Source organism: Neobacillus rhizosphaerae, from assembly GCF_937468385.1.
GTDB lineage: Bacteria > Bacillota > Bacilli > Bacillales > Cytobacillaceae > Neobacillus > Neobacillus rhizosphaerae.
In genome coordinates this window covers 82,607-94,310 of the sequence record NZ_CALBWS010000022.1, presented here as the reverse complement: position 1 = coordinate 94,310, position 11,704 = coordinate 82,607, and the positions used below count along the sequence as shown (strand labels likewise).

General features: G+C 36.7%; 14 protein-coding genes. 11 read left to right on the top strand and 3 right to left on the bottom strand.

The genetic code is table 11. From position 1 onward, the window contains the following. On the top strand, positions 1-156 hold a 156-nt coding region (locus M5A78_RS16230), incomplete at its 5' end, for an IS3 family transposase (RefSeq protein ID WP_248736326.1). 222 nt (positions 157-378) lie between these two features. On the opposite strand, the gene M5A78_RS16225 is transcribed toward M5A78_RS16230, so the two are convergent. Beyond that, positions 379-867 carry a C40 family peptidase gene (locus M5A78_RS16225; RefSeq protein ID WP_248736319.1) on the bottom strand — a complete coding sequence of 163 codons (489 nt, stop codon included), beginning with the start codon at positions 865-867 and terminating at the stop codon, positions 379-381. Positions 868-1,451: 584 nt separating this feature from the next. On the opposite strand from M5A78_RS16225, the gene M5A78_RS16220 reads away from it, so the two are divergent. The 9 genes from M5A78_RS16220 (at position 1,452) to M5A78_RS16185 (ending at position 9,614) form a co-directional block, all read left to right on the top strand. Then, on the top strand, positions 1,452-2,183 hold the full coding sequence (locus tag M5A78_RS16220; protein WP_248736318.1) for a TerC family protein: 732 nt from the start codon (positions 1,452-1,454) through the stop codon (positions 2,181-2,183). Positions 2,184-2,520: 337 nt separating this feature from the next. Further along, positions 2,521-3,360, top strand: a complete 840-nt coding sequence (locus M5A78_RS16215) for a hypothetical protein (protein WP_248736317.1) — start codon at positions 2,521-2,523, stop codon at positions 3,358-3,360. Between the two features lie 232 nt (positions 3,361-3,592). Continuing rightward, positions 3,593-4,348, top strand: a complete 756-nt coding sequence (locus M5A78_RS16210; protein WP_248736316.1) for a DUF2087 domain-containing protein — start codon at positions 3,593-3,595, stop codon at positions 4,346-4,348. 22 nt (positions 4,349-4,370) lie between these two features. Further along, positions 4,371-4,721 (top strand): GIY-YIG nuclease family protein, encoded by a 351-nt coding sequence (locus M5A78_RS16205; protein ID WP_248736315.1) that lies wholly within the window; start codon positions 4,371-4,373, stop codon positions 4,719-4,721. A gap of 83 nt (positions 4,722-4,804) precedes the next feature. Then, complete coding sequence (locus M5A78_RS24740; protein ID WP_264760463.1) at positions 4,805-4,927, top strand: hypothetical protein; 123 nt, start codon at positions 4,805-4,807, stop codon at positions 4,925-4,927. A 260-nt stretch (positions 4,928-5,187) separates the two neighbouring features. Next, positions 5,188-6,048: a proline iminopeptidase-family hydrolase gene (locus tag M5A78_RS16200; protein WP_248736314.1), complete on the top strand. Its 861-nt coding sequence runs from the start codon at positions 5,188-5,190 to the stop codon at positions 6,046-6,048. Between the two features lie 268 nt (positions 6,049-6,316). Next, positions 6,317-6,547 carry a hypothetical protein gene (locus M5A78_RS16195; RefSeq protein ID WP_248736313.1) on the top strand — a complete coding sequence of 77 codons (231 nt, stop codon included), beginning with the start codon at positions 6,317-6,319 and terminating at the stop codon, positions 6,545-6,547. Between the two features lie 313 nt (positions 6,548-6,860). Next, the gene (locus tag M5A78_RS16190; RefSeq protein ID WP_248736312.1) at positions 6,861-8,105 is read left to right on the top strand and encodes an ATP-binding protein; all 1,245 of its coding nucleotides are present in this window, start codon (positions 6,861-6,863) and stop codon (positions 8,103-8,105) included. A gap of 177 nt (positions 8,106-8,282) precedes the next feature. Further along, a complete protein-coding gene (locus M5A78_RS16185; RefSeq protein ID WP_248736311.1) occupies positions 8,283-9,614 on the top strand; it encodes an MDR family MFS transporter in 1,332 nt (443 codons plus the stop codon). A 62-nt stretch (positions 9,615-9,676) separates the two neighbouring features. Here the strand turns inward: M5A78_RS16185 and M5A78_RS16180 are convergent, their stop codons facing one another. Then, the gene (locus M5A78_RS16180; protein WP_248736310.1) at positions 9,677-9,817 is read right to left on the bottom strand and encodes a hypothetical protein; all 141 of its coding nucleotides are present in this window, start codon (positions 9,815-9,817) and stop codon (positions 9,677-9,679) included. Between the two features lie 103 nt (positions 9,818-9,920). Beyond that, positions 9,921-10,859, bottom strand: coding sequence for a metal ABC transporter substrate-binding protein (locus tag M5A78_RS16175; protein ID WP_248736309.1), 939 nt, complete (start codon positions 10,857-10,859; stop codon positions 9,921-9,923). A gap of 306 nt (positions 10,860-11,165) precedes the next feature. Between M5A78_RS16175 and M5A78_RS16170 the strand changes: the two genes are divergently transcribed. Next, positions 11,166-11,630 carry a GNAT family N-acetyltransferase gene (locus M5A78_RS16170; protein ID WP_248736308.1) on the top strand — a complete coding sequence of 155 codons (465 nt, stop codon included), beginning with the start codon at positions 11,166-11,168 and terminating at the stop codon, positions 11,628-11,630. The last annotated feature ends 74 nt before the right edge of the window (positions 11,631-11,704 follow it).

The window sequence follows — 11,704 nt, the reverse complement described above, 5'->3', positions numbered from 1 at the left end:
TCAGAACTCCTTTATCTACAGGAGTTTGATAGCATTGAGCATTTTGAAAAAGAATTAGAAGACTATATTCACTATTACAATAACAAACGAATAAAGGCAAAATTAAAAGACCTAAGCCCAGTAGAATACCGAACTCAGGTCCTCAAAGTAGCCTAAAATATTTGTCTAACTTTATTGGGTCAGATCATCGAGAAATTAGGCTTTTATATATATTTGGATTTCCATAACGTTGTAAATCGCGTTTTCCTGACACTACCCCTTAATGAAAATAGTAAAATATGGATGTTAAAAAAAGTAAATGACCGAGAGGAATGAAGGGTAAATACAAGCGATCATTCTTGACCGCTTGTATTTCGCTTATTTATCTATTTTAATTTTCTACTCTTTGACCACTCTTTTCACACCGACATAACGATCCTTCCAATATTTTGTGTTTAATGATTGGATCGAAACGCCTTTGCTAACGGTAACGGCAAGAAATTGATTTTTATTTAGGTAGATTCCTACAAATGATACACCTTTTCCATCCGTGTTAAAGAAAACTAAATCGCCTTCTTTGAGATTTTTCTTTCCTATAGCTTTACCAAGTTTATATTGTTCTTTAGAAGAATGAGGAAGATTCATTTTTGCAGGAGAGTTTTTAAAAATATATTGGGTATAACCAGATGCGTCGAAGCCCTTAGGAGTATTTCCACCCCATTTATAATCTTTCCCTATGAATCGTTCGGCCACGGTAGTTACTTCCTGACCCCAGGACACGGATGCTTCAGCTCTTTGTAAAAATGGTGAAAACAACAATGCAATTGCCAATGCCAAAGTAATAAGACCTGCCAAAAATCCTTTTGATAACCGTAAACTTTGATTCATTTTATTCCCCCCTAAAAATGAATTTTATTTTGTAATAACATAATAGTCGTATGGAGGAGAGTATTAGTTTCAGTTATTAGCTTAAATTAAATCGACAATATATTCTTGTTTGATTCGACAAAATCATAGACCAAATGGAAGTGTTTAAGAAAGTTTTTGAAGAAATCAAAAAAGAATTAAGCGAAGATTTTTCATCTATCTAAGAGGCATATTAAATAGCAAAAAAAATCATTCTTTGCCCCATTGTTTTTACCAATCCATCATTTGAATTATTAGTTATTGATTGAGAACCTTGATTCAGTTTTAGTGGATGTTTTTTGTTCATATATTCGAGAGCATTACATACATTTAGAATAGGTGATTGAATAAGTAAGCAACTTGTAGCTGGAAATTAAAGGGGACAAGCTGTACTAGTGTAACAGATCAGGAAATTTTTTTAGGTAGATTGTGCCCATTGGTTAGATGGTTTTTCTTACTTTGGCTCCGATGTTAATGGATACATCGAAATGAAAATTCACTAGACGTGGAAGAGGAGGTGAGTAAAGAGAAGTTAATAACCAATTGAAGGGAAGAAAGAAGAACCGATGGAATTCCTCCAAGAAATCATAAGAAGCTATAGTACATTTTTTTCACTGGAAACTTTAGAAAATGTTGTGACTAACCCTGCTAACTGGGGAGTGATTGGTACCCTTATTATTCTAGAAGGATTATTATCTGCAGATAATGCTCTCGTTTTGGCTGTTATGGTGAAGCATTTACCAAAGCAACAACGGAAGAAAGCTCTCTTCTATGGAATTTTTGGTGCCTATTTTTTTCGGATTTTGGCCATTAGTTTAGGGGTCTCGTTAATCAACATTCCTTGGATTAAAATTGTGTGTGGTCATTATCTTCTTTGGATTGTCTTTCAAAACTTTATTAAGAAAAATGAAGACGAAGATGAAGTGTCATCCAAGAAAATGGGATTTTGGAGAACAGTTTTAACTGTAGAGCTGATGGATATTGCTTTTAGCTTTGATAGTGTCATCGCTGCATTTGGTGTGTCTAATCAAGAATGGGTCTTATTTCTAGGGGGAGTGTTAGGTATTTTAATGATGCGTGGGGTAGCCCAATTATTCCTAACATTAATTGAAAAAGTCCCTGAATTTGAAATAACGGCGTTTGTCCTAATTGCTATTATTGGAGTAAAAATGATTATCTCTGCTTTCGGATTCCGTATGGATGAATTACTATTCTTTAGTATTTTAATTGCTGTATTCTTGGGAACGTTCATTGTTCATTTATTTAAGGGGAATTCTGGTAAAAAAACTCCGATATAGAACTACTACTTCAAATCTTTCATAAACGATCAGACGGCGAAAAAACGACACATTAAATGGCATCAAAAAAGCTTGAGGAAAAAATATCCTCAAGCTTTTTGGTTATATTAGATTCCATTATCCAATTTATATTACCTAACTGTTTAAATTGGAAGTTTTTATCATTGGAGAATATTACAGCTTTAATAGAGGAAATCCGCCGTAATAAAGCGGGGAAATCAATCACATGCCTTTCTATTTAATAGGTAGAGTCATAAGGAATGAATGTTTCCTGCGAACATGGTATAACATGAAGGAAAAGAATAAGAATTTTCCCGAAAGGAATCCTTTACCTAATATGAATATCCTATTATCTTTTTTACATATCCTGCTTGTAAGCTTGATTGAGTTGTTGTACCTTTTTGGTATTTTGGTGGCAGTCGGCTTCATTTTGGGGGTCTTTGAACGATACGCTAGTACTTTCTTAGTCAGAACCTTTGGACCGCGTGCGGTATTAGTAACCGCGTGGATAGGTACTCCTATCCACGAAATCGGCCATCTTATCCAATGTTTTATTTGGGGACATCGGGTAACAAGGGTAAAGTTGTTGCAAGTAAACAGCCCTACTGGTGTGCTTGGGTATGTCGAGCACTCTTATAACAGAAATAGTATGTTTCAGAAGGTGGGGAATTTTTTTATCGGAATGGGGCCTATTTTTAGTGGCATCGGGGCGTTGGTTTTAGGAATGTATTTGCTGGTGCCCAAATCCTATATTGTTTTTAAGGCCTACATTCATCAACATGTTTCTTTAGAAATACTGGATGTGAATGTAGTTAAGATGGCAGGGGGAGCTGTGTTAGCGTTAACCAAAGGTCTCTTTACCGTTGAAAATCTAATCAATCCACTTTTTTGGTTATTTTTGGTGCTGGCCATCAGTATTTCTTCCCATATTGCCTTAAGCAAAGCGGATATTCAAGGGTCTGCCCGTGGGCTTCTAATGATTTTCTTCGTGCTGGTGTTATTTAACATAGTTTCAGGGGTTCTTCAGTGGGATAGTTATCAGATGATTGTAAAACTCGCCGAATATAATGCCTATATCCTAGCTTTTTCAAGCATTGCGTTATTCTTTTCGCTGATTAATCTTGCATTAAGTTTTCTTTTCTACCTAATGAAAAAATACATCAATCCGAGGATTTAATTTATCAGAGTGAGTGATTAAAGTGGATAAGAAACGGATGAATGAGCTACCATATCCAAATAGTGGACCTATTTGAGAGAAGCTATACTTCTGGACCCAACATGTTGTAGGATGTTGGGTCTTTTTTATTCATTGACAACATGCAAACTTTAAATTAACATATTGATAAATATACAAACAAATTAAAAATACGTTTGTAAAAGAACAAACGAAAATGGCAGGTGTTTGAAGTATGGAGCTTTCGGAAATATTTTGGAATGCTTCAATTGAAGAACTTAAGCGTGGGTATATGGAGAACTCAGATTCGTTTATATGCCTTTTATGCGGCGAGATAATAGAAAAGGGGATTGTTTATCCTAATGACGGGATTCTATACGAAGCAGAACGCTTTATGAGGGTCCATATTAACCATACTCATCATTCGGTTTTTGCCTATTTGCTCGAACTTGATAAGAAATTAACAGGGCTCACTGATCATCAGAATCAGCTTCTTCGTTTGTTTTATCAGGGAAAAAACGATACAGAAGTACAAAAAGAAATGGGTATTGGCAGTGCCTCGACCATAAGGCATCATCGGTTCTCCTTAAAAGAAAAAGAACGTCAGGCCAGGACTTTTCTAACGATAATGGAATTATTAAAGGAAAAAGACAAACATGCCCCAGCTTTTGTTTCGATTCCGAAAACAGCTAGGTTGTTGGATGAGCGCTATAATCTTACAAAAGAAGAACAAGAGGAAATTGTGAAGAAATTTTTCCCGGAAGGTTTAGAAGGCCGGGTAAAAAAGTTCCCACTGAAAGAAAAGCAAAAACTCGTTGTACTTAGAGAGATTGTTAACCAGCTAAATAGGGAAAGAACGTATGATGAACAGGAAATAAATCAGTTTTTGAACTTCTTTTATGATGATTATGTCCTTATAAGAAGATATTTAATAGAGTACGGATTTTTAGACCGAAAACCTGACGGCAGCCAATATTGGGTAAAAAAATAATGAGTGAAAGGTGGTAAATAAAATGGATCGAAAAAAAGAATTAAAGCAGCTGTATAAGGAAACGGCAATTGAAGCAGGAATCTTTCAAATCAAGAATACCAAAAATCAAAAGATTTTTATTGGAAGCACCAGGAATTTGAAAACCTTAAATGGAGTTAAGTTCATGCTGGATATGGACGGATACAAGAATAAAGAGTTGCAAAAAGAATGGTTGGTATATGGAAAGGACTCCTTTGAATTTGAGGTACTGGAAATTCTTAAAAAGAAAGAAACAGCCTATTTCAACGAGAAAGAAGAGCTACAAAAGCTAGAAGAAAAGTGGCTAGATCATCTTCAGCCATATGGAGAAAGTGGCTATCATCCCCGAAAATAAAAGAAAGTTACTGCTCCTTACTTTTAGAATCGATGATATTACCTTCATATTCACTTTTTGTATGAGGTTAAAAAAATGGGAGGTTGCCATGCGGAGAAGAATCATTGTCGCTGGTTATGGGACTGTTGCGTACCGGCGGTGCTTCAAATCCGGTAGGGGCTGCTGCAGCTGCGTTAAAAGATGTCATTAATCTTTATCGAACATAAGAACGATCATTCAGATTTGATTACAAGCTGGATGATTTTTTTAGTTGGAATACTTTGATTTCTTTCGATTTCATGGTCATCAAGGTTAAGCAATATACGATTGGTTTCTAACAAAGAAAAGAATGGACGAAAGTATTTCATTAATTCCAAAAAAACTGTATATTAAATGAAGATTAAGTCCAAACCAAATGGATTGAACTAGCGATTGGATGTATTTCTATATCACTTGAACAAACAATTTACATTAGGGAGAAATCATTATGCATGAGGATGGCTACATCGAGGTAACCGGGGGTAAGGTTTGGTATCAAAAATTTGATAACGGGATGGGGGAGACTCCTGTTATTATTTTGCACGGAGGACCGGGTTCGTCCTGTTATTCGCTACAGGGACTGAAGGAGCTTGCAGTGGAGCGCCCGGTTATCCTTTATGATCAGTTAGGGTGTGGGAAGTCGGAAAGGCCAACCGATAAATCGTTATGGCGGATTGAGCGGTTTGTGGAGGAATTAGCTCAGGTAAGAGAAGCACTGAACCTTGATGAAGTACATATACTCGGCCATTCATGGGGGACAACGCTTGCGGCTGCCTATTGCTTAACTAAGCCAAGCGGGGTGAAAAGTGTTATTTTTTCAAGCCCATGCCTTAGCGCTCCTTTATGGGAACAAGACCAAAAACGCAATCTGCAAAAGCTACCCGTCGAAATTCAAGAAACCATTCAAAGATGTGAAGAAAATGGTACAACCGATTCTGATGAATTTACAGGGGCGATTGAGGTATTTAACAAACATTTCGTTTGTCGAATTCCAAAACCAGAACACTTGAGCCAAGGGGCACAATTTAGAAATCCTGAAATCTACAATATTATGTGGGGTCCTTCGGAATTTATTGTGAAGGGTAATCTGAAGACTTTTGATTGTACCTCCCGGTTAAAGGAAATCACTTGTCCAACTCTTTATACATGTGGGCGTTATGATGAGGCCACTCCGGAGACAACAGAGTATTACAGCAATCAGACGCCTAATTCGCAATTACATGTGTTTGAGAATAGTGCCCATATGCCATATTTAGAGGAAGAGGAAGAGTATTTGCGCGTAATTGGTAGATTTTTAAGAAAAAATTGATTTCCATCAATCTCGTAAAAAAATCGTAGTCATGTTGAGACTTAACTAAGAAATAATCCACCCTTGATAGGGGTGGATTATTTCTTAGTTATCTGGATGGCGCCCGAAATTAAAAATTACTATTAAGGTCAGCAGCAAGGGGGATGCATTGGAAAGCAACATGGATTAGGCATCGGCGGTGGACAACATGGGTTAAACATCGGCGGTGGACAACATGGGTTAAACATCGGCGGCGGACAACATGGGTTAAACATCGGTGGTGGACAACATGGGTCATGCATCAGTGGTGGACAACAAGGGTCATGCATCAGTGGTGGACAACAAGGGTCATGCATCAGTGGTGGACAACATGGGTCATGCATCAGTGGTGGACAACATGGGTCATGCATCAGTGGTGGACAACATGGATCATGCATTGGATAACAACAATCATGATAAGTTGGGTAACAAGTTTGTTGCGGATAAACCTGTGGAGCTATATAGGGTATATTTGGTATAACATTTGTTGGCATTGTTGGCTGGGTGGGCATTATATTCGCACTTACCATCGGTTGGTTGGGCATTAGATTTGAACTTACAAAGTGCTTTTTTTCCACAAATATCTCTCCTCGTCAATTTTTTAATACGAGATAGTGTATGTGTCTATAGGAATGCGTGTATAGACATTTCCCCATTCCTCCTCCACGATACCTCTATTCTATGCTTTCATCATTTATTTTCCATAAATTACAGAGAAATAGAAATAAGTGAAGGGAAATATAGGGACATGTCGAATTAATAAAAGAAACTATTCCTAATATGAGGACAAAGAAATGAAAAAATCAGGACAAATTATTCTTCTGGTCATTTCCATCCTATTTACTTCCTACCAGCTCTATTTTCATGATAAGCCATTTTTTACGGTAGACTTTTTTATTTTTTCACTTATTGCTTGGGTGGTGGGATGGCAATTTGATAAGGCACGCTACTATGAAAAAAAAGCACGTGCTAGTGAAGAAAGCTATAAGAAATTGATAGATTCATTGCCTGAGCCGGTTTATATCTCCGAGGAACATAAGATTATTTTTGCCAATAATGCAGCTGTTTTCATGGTTGGAGCTACCCAAAAAGATGAAGTAATCGGTAAATCTATTTTTGATTTTATTGTTCCTGAGTATGAAAATCGCTTATTGGAACGATTTAAGCAGATAAAGAAAGCAAAACAGCCGGTAAACACGATTGAATACAAAGCCAAGCGTTTGGATGGAACATTGTTTTTCTATGAGGTTTCTTCTTTGTTTATCGTTTTTGGTGGAAAAGAGGCCATACTTTCCATCGGGAAGGATATAACGGAAAGAAGAGAACAAACGGAACGGCTGCTGCAAAAGTCTGAAAAACTGGCATTGTTGGGTCAAATGGCTGCAGGTATTGCCCATGAAATCCGTAATCCGCTCACTTCTATTAAAGGATTTATTCAGTTATTCAAGTCTAACCAGCTCCAGGATGAATATTATGATATTGTTCTGTCTGAGCTTGAAAGGATAAACGACATTGTTGGTGAATTCCTAGTTCTTGCCAAACCGTCGGCTGCTGTGTTTGTAGAACAAGATGTAAAGGTATTAATAAAAGATGTAGTAACGTTAATTAATACCCAATCTATATTGAACAATGTACAGATTTTCTTCGAATATGAAAGTGATTTACCAATGATAAGCTGCGAAGAAAATCAGCTAAAACAGGTTTTTCTAAACCTTCTAAAGAATGCGATTGAGGCTATGCCGGGCGGAGGAAATATAGAGGTTAAGGTAATGGCAAAGGGAGAAGGGAATGTTTCTATTCAAATTGTCGATCAGGGCGTGGGGATTCCGAAAGAACGTATTCACACACTTGGGGAGCCATTCTATACCACGAAGGAAAAGGGGACGGGTCTCGGTCTTATGACCTGCTTTAAAATTATCGAAAGTCATAACGGAGAGTTAACCATTCACAGTAAGGAAAAGGAAGGAACCACCGTAGAAATTATGCTGCCAACGATTACTCAGAAGTTATTGAGTAAGGAATTGAGCTTTAAACATTAAAAAAAATAATAATTGAGGACTCTAATTCATTGTTGGGGTCTTTTGTTGTTGGGGCTTACTTAAGATTTCATAAATAGTTAAATATATTTCGAGAAATTTTGTTATAATGGTTGAAGTGTAAAAAAATATGTAAAAAAGAGGAAATATTCAACTGGTTTATCAACTTAGGAGGTTTCTATGGGGAAAAATAAATTTGTATTTTGGGGGCTTGTGATTACAACCCTTATTTCGGCACTGGATGCCAATATTATGCAAACGGCGAGCCCAACAATTGTAAAACAGCTTGGAGGAATGGAGCTATTTGCCTGGATTTTTGTTGTCTATATGTTAGCAAGTACGGTGACGGTCCCGCTTTATGGGAAACTATCTGATATGTATGGACGAAAAAGGCTATTAATAATATCTGTTGGGATTTTCACTCTTGGCTCGATCCTTTGTGGAATGGCGAATTCAATGGTTATGCTCGTTATTTACAGGGGCGTTCAAGGGTTGGGAGCTGGTGGCATGGTTCCGCTCTCGATGATCATCGTAGGTGACTTGTTTACTATTGAAAAGCGCGGCAGGATCCAAGCGGTATTTAGCAGTATTTGGGCCCTATCTTCGATTGTCGGTCCTGTATTGGGCTCGTTTTTTGTAGAAGCATTGACATGGAGATGGATTTTCTTTATCAATATCCCGATTGGCATTGCCACTGTGCTTTGCTTGCTTCCTTATAAGGAACAAATTGAATTTAAAAAGACTCATATCGATTTTAAAGGTTTCTTCTTATTCGGAGCTTCCATTACGCTCTTATTGTTAGCAACGAACATGAGTAATTCCATTTGGTACGTTATCATTGGTTTTATTGGTTTGATTGTATTTGCATTAGTGGAAAGGAAAGAAACACATCCATTCCTTCCAGTAGCGCTGTTTAAAAATAAAGGTATTCTGATGACCAACCTTTTCATGTTAGTTTATTGCTTGTCCTTTTTCGGAACGTCGAATTTTATTCCGTTGTTTCTTCAGGAAGGCGCTCATATGAGTATTTATAAAAGCGGCTTGATTCTCTTAAGTATTGCCGTGGGGTGGATGTTTGGCAGTACTCCTGCAGGAAATTGGATTCTCCGTTTTGGTTATAAACCTTTGTTTATCACTGGAAGCTTGATTACAGCTATTTCCGGACTGGCATTGTTTATATTCATAAAGGATTTATCCTATACTAATTTGTTTATCATTTTGACTATACAGGGATTTTCCTTTGGTTTATTATTTGCGGTTGGAACGATTGCTTCTCAAGAATTTGCTGATTCTTCCATCAAAGGGGTGTCGACTTCACTGCAAATGTTCTTGAGAAATATTGGAACCTCTATCGGGGTTACGGTAATGGGGCTGATTCTTAACCATGCAGCGAACATTGTCATCGGGATGCAAAACGTGTTTCTTTACGCACTATGTTTGAGTCTCGTTACCGTAATGTTGAGTTTCCTCATCCCGGCTAAAACGGGTGCTTTGAGTGAAAGTCCATCCTAGATCATAAATCAGAAAACAGACCGGACGAGTGTTCGGTCTGTTTTATTTGGTGCCTGACACCGTTACATATACTCACTGAACCTTTTATCTTTCTTTCGTTTTCCAGCCATCGGCTTTCTTGCGACTAAGAATAATGAAAAAATAAAGGAAATGGTTAAGAGCGATAATAGGATCCAAATAAAGATTTCAAGTGCATCCAACATAATAACCCCCTAATTTTAGGTTATTAAATAGATTTATGCTCTGCAGTCCTAATTTATTCGTATAACCTGAATCTATTCGAAGGTTCAAGTGAAATATAGAGTGTTAATCTAATAGTGATTTTTTTAACGACTCTAGATTTTTTTTCATCACATCTATATAGTTCATCCCTTTTTGTTGCTCTTCTTTTGTTAAGCCCTCCAATGGATTTAAGACTTCTGTTTTTGCTCCAATTTCATTGGCTAATGTCTGAGCCACTTTAGAAGAAGTAAGTCCTTCAAAATAAATAATCTTTACATTTTTCTTCTTTGTTAAATCCGTTAATTCTTTCAATTTTCCAAGAGATGGTTCAACGTCAGGGGATAGTCCTGCAATCGCAATTTGCGTTAAGCCATATTGTTTCGCCAAATAGCCAAATGCAGCGTGCTGTGTAACAAATTCCTTGTTCTTTGCCTGAACAACGGTTGCTTTGTATAAGCGATCTAATTCAGAAAGTTGAGACTTAAAAGCTTCGGCATTCTTTTGATACAATTCCTTATTTTTGGGGTCTCTCTTTTCAATTGCTTGAGCAATAGTATCAACTTCTTGCCCTGCTAATAGAGGAGACAGCCAGACATGAGGATCTTTAGAAGTGCTATGTTCGGAATGATGGTCTTGCTCTTCCGAGTCTGCATTTATCAATTCTATCCCTTTGGAAGCCTCAATAACCTTTAAGTTTGATTGATTAATACTTTTTAGTACTTTTTCCGCCCAGGTTTCAAAGTACCGACTGTTATAGATAAAAAGATCTGCGTCTTGGATTTTAGCCATATCCTTTGCAGTTGGATCCCAGTCGTGGGGTTCAACACCATTTGGGATTAATAATTCAACGTTTGCAGCACTGCCAGCCACTTGTTGGGTAAAAAAATAAATTGGATAGAAGGTGGTTACGATATGTAGTTTTTTTGTTTTTTCATTCGCATTTTCTCCTTTAGTCTGAACAGCATTGGAGCAGCCACTTAAGATTAATACAAAAATTATCAATGGAAAAAAAAGTCTTTTCAATTGTCTTCATCCCTTTCTTTCATTTTTATAAATTAGAATAGTTACGATTAAGAGTAAGTATTTATTGGTAAAGTAAAAGATTGATATAGTCTTTAAATCGTAATTGTTACGTTTTGTATCTTATAATGATTCTTAACCTTTGTCAATCCCCATGAATGTTCCATTTATTTTTTAGGTTATTCCCTTTATTATCTTTTGGATATACTTGCAGCATGTTTCACACCCTTTTAAACGGAAATACTTAGTTGTCATTTCAAGTACTGTGAAATTGCATATACTGGTTGAAATGTAGTCAGAGGTGAGAAAATGGATTTTAAATTTTCAAAGACAAAAATGGCAGAGGCAGAAGCGTTGTTAAAAATCCAAAAAGAAGCTTTTCAATCTGATTTGAAAAAGTATCGAGATTATGATACTAGCCCAGCTGCCGAATCCTTGGATTTTTTCAAGTATAAAATCAACCATTCCTTTCATTACACCATATTTGTTGATGGTAAAATAGCTGGTGGTGCCTGCATAGTGAAAATATCGGATACCCATTATCGATTGTTTCGGATTTTTCTAAGTCCAGGCTGTCAAAATAGGGGTTTAGGGAGCACGATTGTTTCAACTATCGAAAAGAAATTTCCACAAGTAAAGAAATGGTGTCTTGACACGCCAAAGGATAATGCTCGAAATTGTCATTTTTATGAAAAATTTGGATATAAAAAAACCAGGGAATATGTCATTAATGATCGATTAACTCTTATTGAATATGAAAAGAAGGTATATTGAAAGTAATAACTTTTTATTTAGAACTTCGTTTTTGGGGGAAGTAGGCGAGTAGGCTTCCTTTAATTTTGGCTATT

What these genes read in the sequence shown, in the direction of transcription:
- M5A78_RS16225 (WP_248736319.1), bottom strand. Translation starts at nt 867, where the DNA reads ATGAATCAAAGTTTACGGTTATCAAAAGGATTTTTGGCAGGTCTTATT.
- M5A78_RS16220 (WP_248736318.1), top strand. Translation starts at nt 1,452, where the DNA reads ATGGAATTCCTCCAAGAAATCATAAGAAGCTATAGTACATTTTTTTCA.
- M5A78_RS16215 (WP_248736317.1), top strand. Translation starts at nt 2,521, where the DNA reads ATGAATATCCTATTATCTTTTTTACATATCCTGCTTGTAAGCTTGATT.
- M5A78_RS16210 (WP_248736316.1), top strand. Translation starts at nt 3,593, where the DNA reads ATGGAGCTTTCGGAAATATTTTGGAATGCTTCAATTGAAGAACTTAAG.
- M5A78_RS16205 (WP_248736315.1), top strand. Translation starts at nt 4,371, where the DNA reads ATGGATCGAAAAAAAGAATTAAAGCAGCTGTATAAGGAAACGGCAATT.
- M5A78_RS16200 (WP_248736314.1), top strand. Translation starts at nt 5,188, where the DNA reads ATGCATGAGGATGGCTACATCGAGGTAACCGGGGGTAAGGTTTGGTAT.
- M5A78_RS16195 (WP_248736313.1), top strand. Translation starts at nt 6,317, where the DNA reads ATGGGTCATGCATCAGTGGTGGACAACAAGGGTCATGCATCAGTGGTG.
- M5A78_RS16190 (WP_248736312.1), top strand. Translation starts at nt 6,861, where the DNA reads ATGAAAAAATCAGGACAAATTATTCTTCTGGTCATTTCCATCCTATTT.
- M5A78_RS16185 (WP_248736311.1), top strand. Translation starts at nt 8,283, where the DNA reads ATGGGGAAAAATAAATTTGTATTTTGGGGGCTTGTGATTACAACCCTT.
- M5A78_RS16180 (WP_248736310.1), bottom strand. Translation starts at nt 9,817, where the DNA reads ATGTTGGATGCACTTGAAATCTTTATTTGGATCCTATTATCGCTCTTA.
- M5A78_RS16170 (WP_248736308.1), top strand. Translation starts at nt 11,166, where the DNA reads ATGGATTTTAAATTTTCAAAGACAAAAATGGCAGAGGCAGAAGCGTTG.